14 protein-coding genes are annotated in these 16,449 nt (G+C 67.8%); 9 read left to right on the forward strand and 5 right to left on the reverse strand.

All coding sequences use genetic code 11. The features are described 5' to 3' along the window. Window positions 1-56 precede the first annotated feature (56 nt). From BLW48_RS07285 to BLW48_RS07305, 5 genes are all read left to right on the forward strand, one after another. Entirely contained in the window at window positions 57-1,073 is a 1,017-nt protein-coding gene (locus BLW48_RS07285; protein ID WP_093173739.1) for an ABC transporter substrate-binding protein, read from the forward strand. Then, window positions 1,070-2,143: an ABC transporter permease gene (locus BLW48_RS07290; RefSeq protein WP_093058335.1), complete on the forward strand. Its 1,074-nt coding sequence runs from the start codon at window positions 1,070-1,072 to the stop codon at window positions 2,141-2,143. The genes BLW48_RS07285 and BLW48_RS07290 overlap by 4 nt, the downstream gene beginning before the upstream one ends. Continuing rightward, complete coding sequence (locus tag BLW48_RS07295) at window positions 2,137-2,940, forward strand: ABC transporter ATP-binding protein (protein ID WP_093058334.1); 804 nt, start codon at window positions 2,137-2,139, stop codon at window positions 2,938-2,940. Before BLW48_RS07290 ends, BLW48_RS07295 begins: the two co-directional genes overlap by 7 nt. Window position 2,941: 1 nt before the next feature. Further along, window positions 2,942-4,105, forward strand: a complete 1,164-nt coding sequence (locus tag BLW48_RS07300; RefSeq protein WP_093173741.1) for a c-type cytochrome — start codon at window positions 2,942-2,944, stop codon at window positions 4,103-4,105. Between the two features lie 66 nt (window positions 4,106-4,171). After that, window positions 4,172-4,378, forward strand: a complete 207-nt coding sequence (locus BLW48_RS07305; RefSeq protein ID WP_093058332.1) for a dodecin — start codon at window positions 4,172-4,174, stop codon at window positions 4,376-4,378. A gap of 34 nt (window positions 4,379-4,412) precedes the next feature. Here the strand turns inward: BLW48_RS07305 and BLW48_RS07310 are convergent, their stop codons facing one another. After that, on the reverse strand, window positions 4,413-4,907 hold the full coding sequence (locus BLW48_RS07310) for an arsenate-mycothiol transferase ArsC (RefSeq protein WP_093173744.1): 495 nt from the start codon (window positions 4,905-4,907) through the stop codon (window positions 4,413-4,415). 101 nt (window positions 4,908-5,008) lie between these two features. Here BLW48_RS07310 and BLW48_RS07315 point away from each other — a divergent pair, with 101 nt between their 5' ends. Genes BLW48_RS07315 through BLW48_RS07325 form a run of 3 tightly spaced genes read left to right on the forward strand, consistent with a single transcriptional unit; the run spans window position 5,009 to window position 10,739 of the window. After that, window positions 5,009-7,711, forward strand: coding sequence for a bifunctional acetate--CoA ligase family protein/GNAT family N-acetyltransferase (locus tag BLW48_RS07315; RefSeq protein WP_093173746.1), 2,703 nt, complete (start codon window positions 5,009-5,011; stop codon window positions 7,709-7,711). 59 nt (window positions 7,712-7,770) lie between these two features. After that, a complete protein-coding gene (locus tag BLW48_RS07320) occupies window positions 7,771-8,802 on the forward strand; it encodes an Lnb N-terminal periplasmic domain-containing protein (protein ID WP_093173748.1) in 1,032 nt (343 codons plus the stop codon). Continuing rightward, the gene (locus BLW48_RS07325) at window positions 8,802-10,739 is read left to right on the forward strand and encodes an esterase/lipase family protein (protein WP_093173750.1); all 1,938 of its coding nucleotides are present in this window, start codon (window positions 8,802-8,804) and stop codon (window positions 10,737-10,739) included. Before BLW48_RS07320 ends, BLW48_RS07325 begins: the two co-directional genes overlap by 1 nt. An 8-nt stretch (window positions 10,740-10,747) precedes the next feature. On the opposite strand, the gene BLW48_RS07330 is transcribed toward BLW48_RS07325, so the two are convergent. Next, a complete protein-coding gene (locus BLW48_RS07330) occupies window positions 10,748-11,542 on the reverse strand; it encodes a tetratricopeptide repeat protein (protein WP_093173752.1) in 795 nt (264 codons plus the stop codon). A gap of 223 nt (window positions 11,543-11,765) precedes the next feature. Between BLW48_RS07330 and BLW48_RS07335 the strand changes: the two genes are divergently transcribed. After that, entirely contained in the window at window positions 11,766-13,418 is a 1,653-nt protein-coding gene (locus tag BLW48_RS07335) for an ankyrin repeat domain-containing protein (protein WP_093173754.1), read from the forward strand. A 126-nt stretch (window positions 13,419-13,544) separates the two neighbouring features. Here BLW48_RS07335 and BLW48_RS07340 read toward each other — a convergent pair whose 3' ends face one another. The 3 genes from BLW48_RS07340 to BLW48_RS07350 are packed head-to-tail and all read right to left on the reverse strand — an operon-like array spanning window position 13,545 to window position 16,416. Then, the gene (locus BLW48_RS07340; protein ID WP_093173756.1) at window positions 13,545-14,552 is read right to left on the reverse strand and encodes an LLM class flavin-dependent oxidoreductase; all 1,008 of its coding nucleotides are present in this window, start codon (window positions 14,550-14,552) and stop codon (window positions 13,545-13,547) included. Then, a complete protein-coding gene (locus BLW48_RS07345) occupies window positions 14,549-15,487 on the reverse strand; it encodes an ABC transporter substrate-binding protein (protein ID WP_093174158.1) in 939 nt (312 codons plus the stop codon). Before BLW48_RS07345 ends, BLW48_RS07340 begins: the two co-directional genes overlap by 4 nt. Before the next feature lie 8 nt (window positions 15,488-15,495). After that, window positions 15,496-16,416 (reverse strand): ABC transporter substrate-binding protein, encoded by a 921-nt coding sequence (locus BLW48_RS07350; protein ID WP_093173758.1) that lies wholly within the window; start codon window positions 16,414-16,416, stop codon window positions 15,496-15,498. Window positions 16,417-16,449 lie beyond the last annotated feature (33 nt).

The following is a 16,449-nucleotide window of genomic DNA, read 5'->3' on the forward strand; positions in this document are numbered from 1 at the left end:
GCGGGCCTCGCGCGCCAACACTCGCTGCTTCCAATTTTTCGGTGGAGAAGCTTGCGATGACCGTTCCTCTCGATCACTTACCGCCTTCGCGCCGCAGCGTGCTGCAGGCCGGGGCGGCGGCAGCCATCGTGGGCTCCGGTGCCCTGCTCGCCACCGTGGCACGCTCGCAGCCGCGCAAGCTCACCTTCGCCTGGAGCCAGGCCGGCTTCTGCCTGGCCCCAGTGCCAGTGGCACTGGAGCGGGGTTTCTTCGAGAAGAACGGGCTCGACGTCGAGCTGCTCAACTGGGCGGGCTCGTCCGACCAGATGCTGGAGGCACTGGCGACCGCCAAGGCCGACGTGGGCGTGGGCCTGATCCACCGCTGGGTGAAGCCGCTGGAGGCGGGCTTCGACGTCAAGGTGGTGGGCAGCGTGCACGGCGGCTGCCTGCGGCTGGTGGGGGCCAGGGCCTCGGGGGTGACGACCGACCTTGCCAGCCTCAAGGGCAAGACCATCGGCGTATCGGACCAGAACAGCCCGGCCAGGCAGTTCTATGCCATTCATCTCGCGAAGAAAGGCATCGACATCGAGAAGGACGTCGACTGGCGCGTCTACCCCGCAGACCTGCTCGACGTGGCCGTGAAAAAGGGCGAGATCCACGCGATTGCCGACGGCGACCCGAACGTGTTTCTCATCGAGAAGCGCAACCCCGGCGTCTTCACCGAGATCGCCAACAGCGCCAAGGGCGAATACGCCGAGCGTCTGTGCTGCATCGTCGGCGCCCGCGGCGAGCTGGCGCGCAACGACAAGCCACGCGCCGCCGCAGTGGTGCGCGCGCTCGCGCAGGCCTCCGACTACGTGTCGGAAAACCCGAACGAAGCCGCCAGGATCTATTCGAAGTACGCGCCCAAGGTGCCGCTCGAAGACCTGCAGAAGCTGCTGGCCGAGCTCACCTACAAGCACCACCCGGCCGGCAAGGCGCTGCGCAACGAAGTGGAGGCTTTCGCCGCCGACTTCCGCAACGCCGGCATCTTGAAGAAAAGCACTGACGTGACGCGCTTCGCCAATCACGTGTCGCTGGACGTTCTCGCATGACCACCGCTGAACAGGTTCTGGACTCGCCGCTCGGGTTGCAGGGCAATGCGCCCGCTCATCACGCACCGCGGCAGAAAACCCCGCAGACGGTTGCGCTGCGCCCTCCCGCCCCCACCGGCATCTGGCCCACCGGCCTGCTCGCCGCAGCCGCCTGGGTCGCGCTGGGCCTTCTCACGCTGCTGTGGCCGAACAAGGAGGTCGGCTTCAACGACTGGGCCTTCACGCGCGAGTTCGGCATTGCCACGCTGGTGGTCGCCGCCCTGCTCTTCGCCATTTCGCTGCTGGGCCACCGCGCGGGCAAGCTGGCGCGAACGCTGCGGCCGGCCGGGCAATGGCTGGTCGCGCTGGCCGTAGTGCTTGCGCTGTGGGAGATCGGCACCGCCAAGCTCGGCGTGCTGCCTTCGCCTTTCTTCGCTCCGCCGCAGAGCCTGATCGACGTGGTTCATGAGGACTGGCAACGCCTGGGCCTGTCGACCGCGTATTCGCTGCGCCTGCTGGCCAATGGTTTCGTGCTGGGCGCGCTGATCGGCTTTGTCACGGGCGTGTCGATCGGCTGGTCGCGCATCGCGGGGTATTGGGTGCATCCGCTGCTGCGCTTCCTGGGGCCGGTGCCGGCGTCGGCACTGCTGCCGCTGGCCTTCTTCTTTGCGCCGTCGAGCTATTCGGCCGCCGTGTTCCTCGTGGGGCTGGCCACCTTCTTCCCGGTGGCGGTGCTCACCTGGTCGGGCGTGGCCTCGGTGCACAAGAGTTACTACGACGTGGCGCGCACGCTGGGTGCGTCGGAACGCTTCCTGGTGCTGCGGGTGGCGATTCCAGCCGCCCTGCCGCAGGTGTTCGTCGGCCTGTTCATGGGCCTTGGCGCCTCGTTCTCGGTGCTGATCACGGCCGAGATGATGGGCGTGAAGGCCGGGCTCGGCTGGTATCTGCAGTGGGCCCAGGGCTGGGCAGCGTACGCCAACATGTACGCGGCGCTGTTCGTCATGGCCGCGCTGTGCTCGGGCCTCATCACGCTGCTCTTCAAGGTGCGCGACCGCGTGCTGTCCTGGCAGAAAGGAACCGTCAAATGGTGAATGCAGTGCTTCCTCGCGCGCCCGCGCCGACCCAGACCACCGGCGGCGCCCACATCGACATCCGCGGCGTCAGCCACTGGTTCGAGGTGTCCGGCGGCGTGCTGCAGGTGCTCGACGGCGTCGACCTGCAGGTGCGCCCCGGCGAGTTCGTCGCGCTGCTGGGGCCCAGCGGTTGCGGCAAGTCGACCCTGCTGCGGCTGGTGGCCGGGCTCGAACCCGCAACCGCCGGCGCCATCACGCAGAACGGCGAAGCCATCACGCGGCCCGACCCGTCGCGCATCGTCGTGTTCCAGGACCCGACGCTCTACCCATGGCGCAGCGTGTGGGACAACGTGGCGCTGGGCCTGCAGGCGCGCGGCGTGCTGAAGGAACAGCGCGCCCGCGTCGACGAAGCGCTCAAGCTCGTGGGCCTCACCGAATTCGCGAAAGCCTTTCCGCATCACCTCTCCGGCGGCATGGCGCAGCGCGTGGCGCTGGCGCGTGCGCTGGTCAACGACCCTCAGCTGCTGGTGCTCGACGAGCCTCTGGGCAAGCTCGATTCGCTCACGCGCATCGCGATGCAGAGCGAGCTGGTCAACCTGTGGCAACGCGCCGGTTTCTCGGCGCTGCTGGTCACGCACGACGTGGAAGAGGCGCTGTTCCTGGCCAACCGCGTGATCGTGCTGAGCGACCGGCCGGCGCGCATTGCGGCGGAACTGGTGGTCGATCTGCCTTACCCGCGCCATCGTGGCGACCCGCGGCTGGCCGAATTGCGGCACGAGGCGCTCAAGCACCTGGGACTCGACGCCACGTGGTGACATGAGCGTTTTGCCCGAGGCCGGTTGGCTCAACCTGCTGATCGGCCTGCTGCAGGGCGCGCAACTGCAGCTGTTGCGCCTGCTCGATGCGCTGGGGCTGGTCTCGCACGCGCACGGCCAGCCGGCATGGCCGTGGGCGCTGCGGTTGTCGGGCGAGAACCTGCTGATCGATCCTGGCCAGGCGCGACGGCTCGGGCTCACGGTGGTCGTGCTTGCGGTGGCGGTGCTGACGCTGCTGCTCGCCGCGCTCTGGCGTCGTCGCCGCGTGTGGCTCGTTGCAGCGGCTGCGTTGCTGGTCGCGCTGGCGCCCTGGCCCGAAGCCAACGTGGTGCTGGTACCCGCGTACCCGACCAGCTTCCAGACATCGCCCACCGGTTTCACCGCAGACAGCATCGAGCGCGGGCGCGTGCTGTATGCGGCGCAGTGCGTGGCCTGCCATGGCACCGATGGGCGCGGACAGGGGCCGCTGGCCGCTTCACAACCCGTGTGGCCGCCCAATCTTGGCGGGCCGCTGCTGTGGCGGCGCGCCGACGGCGATGTGCTCTGGCATGTGATGAATGGCATGCGCGACCGGCGCGGCGCCCCGACGATGCCCGGCTTCGGCGGTGTACTGCGTGACGCGGACGCCTGGGCACTGATCGACTTCATGAAAGCGCAGGGCGCGGGTGAAAGCCTGCGTGCGGCCGGGCTGTGGACGCAGCCGATCGCACCGCCCGATGTGGCTGTGCAATGCAAGGGCAAGCCGCCACGCAGTCTGAGCAGTTGGCGCGGGCAGCGCTTGCGGATCGTGGCTGCGGGTGCGAGCGTGCCGCCGCTGCTCGACGACCCGCGCCTCGTCACCGTGTTCCTTGCGCCGGATGCCAAGGCCGCCGCATCGCAGGCCGACGATTGCATCGCCGCCTCGCCCGCCGCATGGGCCGCCTTCTCGCTGGTCGCCGCGACATCGCAGCTCGCGGGCACGCAACTGATCGTGGACCGAGACGGCTGGCTTCGCGCGCGCGGCGAACCCGGCAAAGGCGCGTGGAGCGACGACGACCTGCTGTGCCGCACCGAGCAGCCTGCATCGGCTGGCACGCGGCCGTTGGCGCCGGACGGCCTGGGCGCACTCATCGCGCGCATGGATGCCGAACCCGTGCGCTTCGTCAAGGGCGGATTCGTCCACTGACGCCCGCAACAGGACTACGATGTTTTCCGGGCCCATCGCCCATCAACCCAGAAGGAGACAGACCCCATGTCCAACCACGTCTACAAATCGCTGGAGCTGACGGGCTCCTCCTCGACCGGCATCGAAGACGCCGTGCAAACCGCCATCGCCAAGGCGCACGAAACGCTGCGCAACATCCAGTGGTTCACCGTCACCGAGACGCGCGGGCACGTGGTGGACGGCAAGGTCGCGCACTGGCAGGTGACGCTGAAGATCGGCTTCACGCTGGAGTGAGCCGAACGCGGGGGCGTTCGAGCCAGGGCCTCTGCTAACGCATGTATCCCAGGTCCCGCACATCGGAGCGAACGGCCGAGCGGTCCGCCCCCTGCATCGGCAGGCTCACCAGCAGTTCGAGCCGGCGGCGCAGCGAGAACAGCATCTGGACGGCGTCGTGCGCGGTCTTCTCCAGGTCGTTGCCGTCGGCGATGTCGGGGTAGGCCCACAGCGCCGCGTCGGGCTGGCCGGGCCATGACGGCTGGCGGGATGCGCTGGCCGCGTCCAGCGTGATGACGAAGTCCGCCGGGGAGGCATTCGCGCGCACCAGTTCGTCCCAGCTGCGCGGCGGCCGTTCGGGAGGGGGAATGCTGGCGCTCGTCAATGCGGCAACGGCCGCGGGATGGAACTCACGGGCAATGTGCCCGGGTTGACCGCAGGAAGATACCGAGAACCGCTTCGGGTCCAGGTGCGCGAGGCACGCTTCGGCAAGGATGCTGCGCAATGAATTTCGTCGCGAGACGAAGATCACGCCAATACGTTTTTGCATGGAGCCTTGAATATAGCCAAGCGCGCTGACCACGTCATGACTTAGGTCAAGACCCTGTGCAACTGCCCCCGAACGGTGCGGAACGGTGCAGACTTGGGGGCATGGACAAGCATTTCCTGACCCCGCTTTTCGCACCCGCCTCCATCGTGGCCTTCGTCGGCCACGCCGACGACCCGGGCGACCAGACCCCTGCGGGCCGCACGCTGCGCGAGGCCTTCCGTGCCGACCGTTTCGACGGCACATTGCGCTTTCTGGACGTGCGCACCAAGGGCACGCTCGAAGAACTGGCCCAGACCCATGCCGATCTCGCGCTGATCGCGCTGGCGCCGCGCGACGTGGCGGCCGCGCTTGAAATCGCGGGGCGCATCGGCTGCAAGGCGGCGGTGGTTCTTTCGAGTGGCATCGGCGCCGACGAGGCAGCGCAGTGGCGCAAGATCGCGCGCCGCGAAGGCGTGCACCTGCTGGGGCCGAATTCGCTGGGCTTCCAGCGGCCGCTGCTGCACCTGAATGCCGGCGTGGCCGGGCCACTGGCCAAGCCGGGGCCGCTCGCGCTGGTGGCGCAGTCCGGCGCACTCACGGCCTCGATGCTCGACTGGGCGCGCCAGAACGGCGTCGGCTTTTCGAGCGTGGTGTCGCTGGGCCCACACACCTCGGTCGACATTCCGCAGGTGCTCGACTTCCTGGCCAACGACCAGGCCACGCACAGCATCATCGTGTACCTCGAAGGCATTGCCGATGCGCGCCGCTTCATGAGCGCGCTGCGCTCGGCCTCGCATGCCAAACCGGTGGTGGTGCTCAAGGCCGGGCGCAAGCCGGCGGGCAACGAGGCCGCGCAGACGCACAGCGCCGCCATCGTGGGCAGCGACGACGTGTTCGATGCCGCGCTGCGCCGCGCGGGCGCGGTGCGGGTTCGCTCCTTCGTCGAGCTGTTCTCGGCCGCCAAGTGCCTGGCCTCGCGCTACCGGCCGGTGGGCAAGCGCCTGGCCGTGGTCACCAACGGCGGCGGTCCTGGCGTGCTGGCGGCCGACTGGATCAACGAGATCGGCCTCCACCTGGGCAAGCTTTCCGCGCCCGCGCAGAAGCTGCTGCAGCCCACCCTGCCCCCGCTCGCATCGTTGAACGACCTGATCGATCTTTCCGAAGAGGCCCTGCCCGCGCACTACCGCGCCGCCATCGATGCCGCCTCGGCCGACAGCCAGGTCGACGGCGTGCTCGCCATCTTCTCTCCCAAGGCCGGCGCCGACGCAGCTGCCACCGCGAAAGCGCTGGCCGACATCCCCCGGCCGATGAACAAGCCGCTGCTGGCCTGCTGGATGGGCGACTCGTCCGTGGGCAAGGCGCGCTCGGTACTGGCCGACGCCACCATTCCGAGCTTTCGCACGCCGGAGGCCGCGGTAGGCGCCTTCGGCAACATCGCGGCCTTCTATCAGAACCAGCAGTTGCTGCAGCAGACGCCGCCGCCGCTGTCGGCACTGGCCAAGCCCGACATCGAGGGCGCGCGCCTGATCATCGAAAGCGTGCTGGCCGAACGGCGCCATGTGCTGACCGAGATGGAGTCGAAGTCGCTGCTGTCGTCCTTCCACATTCCGATCACGCGCACGCTGCTCGCACGCAGCGCCAGCGAGGCCATGATGATCGCGACGCAGCTGGGCTTTCCGGTGGCGCTGAAGATCGACTCGCCCGACATCGCGCACAAGTCCGACGTGGAAGGGGTGGCGCTCAATGTGCTGAACGGCACCAGCGCGCGCGACACCTACGTCGAGATGATGGAGCGCGTTGCCCGCCTCGCGCCCGAGGCCCGCATCAACGGCGTGACCGTTCAGAAGATGGTGCGCGCGCGGCGCGGGCGCGAGATCTACGTAGGCATGGTCACCGATCAGCCCTTCGGGCCCGTCATCGTGTTCGGCGCGGGCGGCACCATGATCGAGCTGCTGAACGACCGCGCCATGGAGCTGCCGCCGCTCAACCAGTTTCTTGCGCACCGGCTCATCGAGCGCTCGCGAGTGGCCGAGACGCTGGGCGAATGGCGCGGCGCTCATGCAGTGAACATGGAAGCACTCGAAGACGTGCTGCTGCGCGTGTCCGAAATGGTGTGCGAGCTGCCCGAGCTGCGCGAGATGGACATCAACCCCATCATCGTAGACGAGTCGGGCGCCATTTCGGTCGATGCGCGCATCGTGGTCGGCAGCACCACGCAGGCGGTGGCGGCCCACGTCAGCAACGCGGTCAACGGCTACCAGCACCTGGCCATCATGCCGTACCCCGCGCGCTACCGGCGTGAATGGCCGCTGCCCGGTGGCGGTACGTACATCGTGCGGCCGGTTCATCCCAACGACGCGCAGATGCTGCAGGCGCTGGTGCAGGGCCTGTCGCCCGAGAGCCGCTGGTTCCGCTTTGTCTCGCGCTTCCACGAGCTGCCGCCCTCGATGCTGTCGCGCTTCACGCTGATCGACTACGACCGCGAGATGGCGCTGGTGGCGGTGGTGATGGAGCGCAGCGTGTCGCCCGAGGGCACCGTGCTCGAAAGCGAGCACATCGTGGGCGTGTCGCGCTACATCACCAACCCCGACCAGACCAGCTGCGAGTTCTCGCTGGTGGTGGCCGACGAGTTCAGCGGCAAGGGCATCGGCTCGCGGCTGATGGAAAGCATCATCGACGTGGCGCGCGACAAGGGCCTGGCCGAGATCGACGGGCTGGTGCTGGCCAACAACCCCGACATGCTGAAGCTGGTGCGCAGGCTGGGCTTCACCGTGAAGCCCTTCCCCGAAGACCCGGACTTCAAGCTCGTGACGTACATGCTGTAGAGGCCCCGGGGCGCCCGGGTCGGGCGGAGATAATCGCGCCTCACTCTCCGATGACCTGAATGTTCCTGCGCTTCCTAGGCCGCTTCGCGGCATCGCTAGTCGTATTGCTGTCGGCGATGTGGGCCTGCATGGCACTTTGGTATCAGTTGCCGGGGCCTTCCTTCGTGAAGATCGGCGCGGGCGTGCTGTGGGCCGGCTTCGGCCTTGCCGCCATCGCGCTGCTGTGGCGCGGCAAGGCAGCGCGCGCCCTGCTCTCCTACGTGGTTGGCTTCGCATTGCTGATGGGCTGGTGGGGCACCATCCTGCCTTCGCAGAACCGCCTGTGGGCCGATGACGTGTCCCGCCAGTTGCACGCCCATGTCGACGGCAACATCGTGACGATGGACAACGTGCGCAACTTCGAATGGCGCAGCGACACCGACTACACCCAGCGCTGGGAAACGCGTAGCTACGACCTCGACCGCCTGCGCTCGGTCGACGTGGCGCTCTCGTACTGGAGCGGCCCGGCCATCGCGCACACGCTGGTGTCCTTCGGTTTCGATGACGGGCAGTTCGTTACCTTCTCCATCGAGATCCGCAAGGAGCGCGGTGAAAGCTTCTCGTCGGTCGGCGGCTTCTTCAAGCAGTTCGAGACCAGCCTCGTTGCGGCCGACGAGCACGACATCATGCGCGTGCGTACCAACGTGCGTGGCGAAGACGTCTACATGTACCGCGTGCGCCTGCCGCAGCAGGAAATGCGCTCGCTGTTCGTTGCCTACCTCGGCGAAAGCGCGGCGCTGGTGCGCGAGGCCAGCTTCTACAACACGCTCACCGCCAACTGCACCACCATCGTGTATGCATTGGCCAAGCGCATCGTGCCCGGCCTGCCGATGGACTGGCGGTTGCTGGCCTCGGGCTACCTGCCCGACTACCTCTACGACGTGGGCGGCCTTACGCCCGGCTACAGCATGGAAGCGCTGCGCGCGGCGGGCCGCATCACCGACCGTGCCATCGCCACCGACAAGGCGGCGCCGGGCGTGAACTTCTCGCAGGCGATCCGGCAAGGCCTGCCGGGCCTCGAGGACTCCAAGGCCCCCAAGGCGAAGCCGTGATGCGCATGCGCTTTCTTTGCCTTTTGTGTACCGCCGTGCTGCTGGCCGGTTGCGCAGGCGTGAAAGTCGGCTCGATCTCGCCGGCCGAATACCTCGCGCAGCGCCGCGGCGACGTGCTCACCACCGGCGAGCTCAGCACCTCCGCACAGGAAGTGCTGCGCGTGATCGGCTCCGACGCCGATCTGTGTCGCAAGGACGGCCAGGCCTGCCGCAATGCGCTGGCCGACTCATCGGGCCTGAGCGACGAACAGCGGCTGTCCGCGCTGTCGGAAGTGTGGCTGCAGGTGGCGCTGGCGGCAGACAAAGGCGGCACCGCAGCGCAGCCAGATTCGTCGGCCACCACGGCCATCGAGGCCTGGCTCGAAACCGCGCGCCATGCCTACGCCTACCTGTTCTACACCGCCCGCAAGCCACGCGACCGCGCCTTCGAAGACCGGCAGACGCAGGTTCGCGACTACTACAACTACGCAGTGCAGCAGGCCATTACCGGCCTCTTCAAGACCTACCGGCGCACCGGGTCGCCATCGGACCCGCCCCCGGAAGTGCCGCAGGTAGGCGACTGGCGCATCGAAACCGACGTATCGGCACTGCGCCTGCCCACCAGCGCGCCGCTGCCGGACGAACTGATTCCCGCCGCCTCGCTGACCTTCTCGGGCCTGCGCAACACCTACCGGCGCGACGGCTTCGGCGCGGAGCTGGTGGCGGCAAACGCCAAGCGCACGGACGACGAGGCAACGCCCGGCCCGGCCGACGACAAGCGCCCGCCCCGGCCGCCCTACCGCGAGATGCCCTTCCCCGCCGTCACCGCGCTGCTGCTGTTCGACGGTGCCAATCTCGACGAGATCCTGCGCACCCACACGCTGCGCATTGCGGCTTACGACCCGTACCGCACCGCCAACGTGCAACTGGCAGGGCAGGAGGTGCCGCTGGCCGCCAACTTCACCTCGGGCTATGGCCTGTGGCTCGCGCGCTCCGACTTCGCGCTGCAAGCCCTGCGCAGCCTGTTCGGCGGCCGCGACGGGCTCACGCAGCCGCGCATCTACCTGATGCAGCCCTACGACCCGAACCGCCGCACGGTCATCATGCTGCACGGCCTCGCGAGCAGCCCCGAGGCATGGATCAACGTGGCCAACGAAGTGCTCGGCGACGAAACGCTGCGCCGCCGCTACCAGATCTGGCAGGTGTATTACCCCACCAACGCACCGCTGCCGATCAACAACTTCGCGATCCGCGAAGCCGTCACGCAGACGCTTGCGCACTTCGACCCCACGGGCAAGGCCGAGGCCTCGAACAACATCACGCTGATTGGCCACAGCATGGGCGGCGTGCTGTCGCGGCTGATGGTGTCGTCGTCGGAAGACAAGCTCTGGGAGGCGCTGCTGGCCAGCTACCCGATGCAGGGCGCGCAGCAGCAGCGCATGGAAGAAAAGCTCGCGCCCTACCTGCGCTTCGAGCCGCTGCCGCAGGTGAGCGACGCGATCTTCATCGCCTCGCCGCACCGCGGCACCGACTTTGCCAACAACCGCGTCTCGCGCTGGGTGGCCAACCTCATCACGCTGCCGGTGGCAATGCTGGGGCAGCTGAGCGACATCTCGCGCGAGCTGATCCGCATCGCGCCCAGCACGCAGGGCCAGGAGCCGCTGCGCATTCCCAACAGCATCGACAACCTGAGCGACCGCGATCCGTTCGTGCGGCTGTCATCGGGGCTGCCGATGAATCCGCGCGTGCGCTTTCATTCGATCATCGGCAACGACACGCCCGGCGTGGCGCAGGCGCTGTCGAGCGACGGCATCGTGCCGTATGCAAGCTCGCACCTGGACGGCGCGGCATCGGAGCTGGTGATTCCGTCAGCGCACAGCGTGCAGGAGAACCCGTTGGCGATCCTTGAGATACGGCGAATCCTCAGGGAGCAACTGCGTTCGCAGCCGTCGCGCTGAACGCGCGGCTACCTCTTCGCGGAGCGCTGCGCCCGCACGCGCTTCAAGAAGTCCTGGAAGAGCGCCGTCTTCTCGGGAAAGCGCTCCACTCCCTCCGCGAAGATTGCCTCCGCGGCGGCCAGCTCGCCGAGCCGCATCAGGCACTCGCCCTTTGAGAAGAAAGCAGCCGGCCCGTCGGGATTCACCCGCAGCGACTGCTCGAAGTCGTTCAGCGCTTCGCTGAAATTCCCGAGTTCCATGTGGGTGAACGCCCGGTTGTCGATGGCTTCGAAGAACAGCGGAAAGAGCTCCACCGCCGCGTCGTACTCGGCAATACCCTCCTGTTTCCTGCCCTGCTCGCAGAGTTCGTTCCCGCGCAGGTAATGCGCGTTGGCCTCGCGGACGATCTCCTTGCTGTCCTTTCCGGTCACCTCGAGGTAGCGCGGAAAGTCCGTGAGCCTCAGGTACTCGACAAAGCCGATCAGGTCTTCTTCGGTGGGCTGCCGGTTGCCGATCAGCTCCCAGCCCTCCTCACCGAAGCTGCCTGCGTCGATGGGGGCATGCCATATCGACACCTCCGCCCGTTTCAGGGAATCGGCCGTGGGCTTGGCATCCATCGGCTTGTAGCTCAGGCAATGGGCGGCCGCCGTTCCATCGGGCCATGGGTCGACCTCGAGGATCCAGACGGCCCGCCAGACCTGTCCGTCGCGTTGGGTCAGCAAATCGCCCGGCTTCACCGCGAGCTGGTTTTCCGCCGGAGAGTCGGGCGTCGAGGTCGAACCACCAAGGCGTGCGGCGAGCCGCTGAATGAATCGGGGCAGCATGGTTTGCGTCGGATATCGGAAGGATGGATGTGCGCGCCACTGTAGCCGCTCGCAGTCTGTCCGTTGACCGGCGCGCGCATCGTGCCCTAACATCCCGCCCGCGGTGCAAGCCGCGCCCGGGCCCGCGGGAAGGGTTGAACCCACTTGCCTTCATTTGCCGATCCACACACCTTTTGTGCAGCCGGATTTGCGGGTCATCGGCGTCTGATGCACGGAGGTTCAAATGAAGCGCATGCCCGCCCGGCCCGACCTGGGCCACCTGAAGAAGCAAGCCAAGGAGCTGCTTGCTCTCTACCGAAGCAACGACCCCACCGCCACCACCCGTTTCCGCGAGGCCCTGCCGGCCGCCGCCGGCAAGAGCGACGCCGCCATCGCGGCCCTCGGCCTGCGCCTGCACGACGCGCAATCGTGCATCGCGCGCGAGTACGGATTCGTTTCGTGGACCGACCTGCAGGGCTTCGTTCTTGCGCGCCGCTCGCAGGTGGAAGATCCAGCGAAGGCCGTGCTGCAATGGCTGCGCCTCGTCTATGCAGGCGACATCGCCGGAGGCGTGAATCGCGCACGGCCTGCCCTGGCCCTGCGCCTGCTCGATGAAAGCCCCGGCCTGTTGGGCGACGACCCCATCCTCGCCTGCGCCATCGGCAACGAGGCACCGATCCGCCAGGCCATCGAGCGCGATCCGGGCTGGGTGAACCGCGCCGGGGGCCCGCTCTCGCTCCCGCCCCTGGTCGCGGTCGCCCACTCCGGGCTGCTCCAGCTGCCGGACTACCAGGAACGCCTGCGCAACTGCGCGAAGCTGCTGCTCGACGCAGGCGCGGACCCGAATCAATCGGCAGGCAACCGCTGGCCGCCGGCATCGCTTGCCGCGCCCGACGAAACCGAGCGCCTGTCCGCGCTCTACGGCGCCGCCGGCCAGAACCGCGATGCCGTGCTCACCAGGCTGCTGCTGGACGCGGGCGCCGATCCCAACGACGGCGAATCTCTCTACCACTCGCTTGAAACCCCGGCCTGCACAAAGCTGCTGCTCGAAGCCGGAGCACGCGTCGCGGGCACGAACGCGCTCTACCGCGTACTCGACCTCGACGACGTGCAGACCCTGCGCCTGCTGCTCGCGCACGGCGGCAACGCGAACGAGCCGCCCATGGGCTCGCCCACCAGCGACTGGGGTTCGCTGCTGCTGTGGGCCATCCGCCGTCGTAGGTCGCCCGCGCACATCGAGGCGCTGCTGGCGGCAGGCGCCGATCCATTCGCCACCACATCAGACGGCACGAGCGCCTACACCGCCGCCCTGCGCTTCGGATTGCCCGAAGTCGCCAGCCTCCTGCAGAAGGCCGGCGGCGGCACCCCGATCCCGGTGGACGAAGCCTTCACCGCTGCCTGCGCGCGAGGCGACGAAGCCGCGGCCCGTGGCATCCAGTCGACGCACCCCGGCATCGTCGGTTCGCTCTCCGATGCACAACTGCGCCTGCTGCCCGAACTCGCCGCACAGGGCTGCGTCGACGCGGTGAAGCTGATGGTCAAGCTAGGCTGGCCCATCGCCACCCGCGGCGGCGACTGGGACGCCTCGGCGCTGAACAAGGCCGTGTTCCGAGGCGACGCGGGCCTCGTGCGCTTCCTGCTGGAGCACGGCGCCAGCTGGGAAGAGCGGCACGGCTTCGGCGACAACGCCTGCGGCGGCCTTTCCTGGGCCTCGTGCAACGAGCCAGAAGGCGAAAGCGACTGGCTCGGCTGCGCCGAAGCGCTGGTCGAGCACGGCATGCCGACCGCACAGCCCGACCCCGAGAGCCCTGACAGCGTGCTCATCGGCGGACGGCGCTATGTGTTCTCGGATGAGGTCACCGATTTCCTGCTCGGTGCATCCGCGACCAGAAACTGAAGAAAAAAAACGGGCCCAAGGGCCCGCCCAAAGCCGTCCGTCGAATCGCGCGGAACGCAACCCGACTCCGACTCACCTCGAACTCAACTCCTACCTACTCTTGCTTCCCCGTTTTCCTCCTCGAACTCAAAGCGCGCGCCAACCGAGTTCCGGCGCTATGCGGCCGGACAGGCCGGTCAATATCTGTTCGTAGTCCTCGCTGCTGAAGTTGTAGGGCAGCTCCACGCGCAATTCGCTCACATGCGGCAGCACCGGGTCGTGCCGCAGGCGCTCCAGGATTTCATCGGACGTGCCCACGAGATCGGTCGCGAACAGCGTGCGCCGCTCACCCTGCGGTGCCAGCGTGCGCTCAACGCGGCCGGCTGCGAACTCGCGGTAGCGCTTGCGCGTGGCGGCATCGGCGCCATCGAGCGGCACGATCACACGGCCCAGCGCCACTCTGCCCTTGCGCGCATCCGCCTCGCTGGCGCGATAGCGCTCGATCAAGCCCAGCTGTGCCTGCAGAAAGTCGTCGGTGGTCTCGCCCGAGAGCACATTGCCCAGCAGCAGGTTGAACCCGTTGCGCCCCGCCCATTCGACCGAGCGCAGCGAGCCGCCGCCATACCAGAGCCGGTCGATCAGGCCCGGTGCATGGGGCTGCACACGCGGCCGCACACGTCCGCCGGCCGATTCGACAAAAGTCTGGTCGTCGCCGAGCAGCGTGTCTTCCAGATTGGCCTTGAGCCGCCCCACGCGCTTGTGCGTGAAGTCGATGGTGTTCGGCGCCGCGTCGTAGAAGCGGTTGCCGAGCAGTGCTCCATGCAGCGGCGCGCCAGCGCTCAGGCCCACCTGCAGCCTGCCGCGCGACAGCACATCGACCGTGGCCAGGTCTTCGGCGAGACGGAACGGGTTCTCGTACCCCATCTGGATCACCGCCGCGCCCAGTTCGATGCGGCGCGTGCGCTGCGTCGCGGCGGCCAGGAAGGTCGCGGCCGACGACACACCGCGCTCCAGATGGCGCTGCCGTACCCATGCGCCGTTGAAGCCCCGCTTCTCGCCGAACTCGAAGAGCTTCAGCGCGGCCTCGATGCCCGCGAAAGGGTCGGCCTCGGCGTAGTTGCCCGGCGTCAGGAATGCGAGATGGCGAATGCTCACGGCGCGAACTTCGGCAACCCGGGCGGGTTGGTCTCCGACTTTGGCAACGCCTCTTCGGCCAGGCTCCAGCGCGCGAGCGCCTTGGCATAGGTGCCGTTGCGGATCAGGTTGTTGGCCGCGGTGGTCAGCGCCGCCGCGAGGCCGCTGCCCTTGCGCGTGGCAATGGCCACGTCCGACTTCAGCGGCCAGCCCGCATTGACCGTGCCGACCAGCCTGATCTGCCCGTTCTTCGCCGCCTCGTAGGCCTGCGGCGCATTCGGATTGAAATTGGCGTCGACCCGCTTGGTGACCACCGCCAGCGTGCGCGTCACATCGTCGTCGTAGTACTGGATCTCGACGGGCTTCAAGCCCGCCGCCACGTTCTGCCGGTTCCATTCGAGCAGGATTCGCTCCTGGTTGGTGCCGGCGCCGGTCGTCAGCTTCAGGCCCGCAACGTCCTTCGGCTCCCTGATCGCCTTGATGGCGCTGTCGGTGCGCACATAGAAGCCGTGCAGGCCGAGGCGATAGGTCGAGAAGTCGAACTTCTCCTTGCGCTGCTCGGTCACGCCCACGTTGGAGATCACCGCGTCGTACTTGCCCGAGCTCAGGCCCAGCGGCCAGTCGGCCCAGGCAATGGGCTGCAGGTCGAGCTTGAGGCCCAATGCGTCGGCGATGAGAAGCGCGAAGTCGGGGTCGAAGCCGACGACGGTCTTCGCATCGGTGGCGTAGGTCGATATGGGTGGCGCGAACGGTGCGATCGCGACCGTCAGCACGCCTTCCTTCACGAACTTGAAGCCCGGCGGAATCGCGTTGACGGCCTCGGCGTCCTTGCCGGTGCGCAGGCGGCCGCGTTGCTCGGGGCTGAAGTCGAACTTGTCGGCGGCATGGGCCGCGCCGGCCACGAGCGCGAGCGCGACAAGGCCACGGGCGATCCAGGCGTGCTTGAGAAAAGTCATGGCCATCATCAGTTCTTCGGCAGGCCCGGCGGGTTGGTGCGCGAGGCTGCGATGGCCTCCGACTCCAGGTTCCAGCGCGACAGCGCCTTGGCGTAGTTGCCGTTCTTGATTTGCGTGTTCAGCGCCAGCGTGACCGCATCGGCAAGGCCCGAGCCCTTGCGCGAGGTAACGGCAATCTCGGCCGTCTGCGGCCAGCCGCCCGAGAACACGCCCGCGAGCTTCGTCTTGCCGTCGCGCGCCTCGTAGGCAGCGATGGCGTTCGGGCCCACGTAGGCATCGGCGCGGCCCGACTGGATGGCCAGGCGCTGCACCACATCGTCGTCGTAGTACTGGATCTCCACCGGCTTCAGCCCGGCCGCCACGTTCTGCTTGTTCCAGCGCAAAAGAATCTGCTCCTGGTTGGTGCTGGCGGAAACGATCACCTTCAGGCCCGCGATGTCCTTCGGCTCCTTGATCGCGCCGAGCTTGCTGTCCGACTTCACGTAGATGCCGATCTGATCGTTGCGGTAGGTCGAGAAGTCGAACTTCTCCTTGCGCTCTTCCGTGACGGTCACGTTGGACACCACCACGTCGAACTTGCCCGACTGCAGGCCCAGCGGCCAGTCGGCCCAGGCGGTGGACACCAGCTCCAGCTTGCGGCCAAGGCTGTCGGCCACCAGCTGCGCGATGTCGGGGGCGTTGCCCACCGGCGTCTTCGTGTCTGTCGCATAGGCGGCGAACGGCAGGCGACCGGTGGTCGTGCCGACGACGAGCACGCCTTCCTTCTGGAACTTGAAATCCTTCGCGAGCTTGATGGCCTCGTCGATCTTCTGCGTGCGTGGGCGGCCGGCCTGCTCGGGGCTCAGGTCGGCAGCGGGCTGGGCCGAGGCGGCGAGCGGCACCAGCAGTGCGGCCAGAAGAACGGACAGGATGTTTCGTCGATGGGTCATGAAGGGCAATGCAGCAAGAAGAGAGGAAAGGAA

The organism is Variovorax sp. YR266 (genome assembly GCF_900107295.1).
Taxonomy (GTDB): domain Bacteria; phylum Pseudomonadota; class Gammaproteobacteria; order Burkholderiales; family Burkholderiaceae_C; genus Variovorax.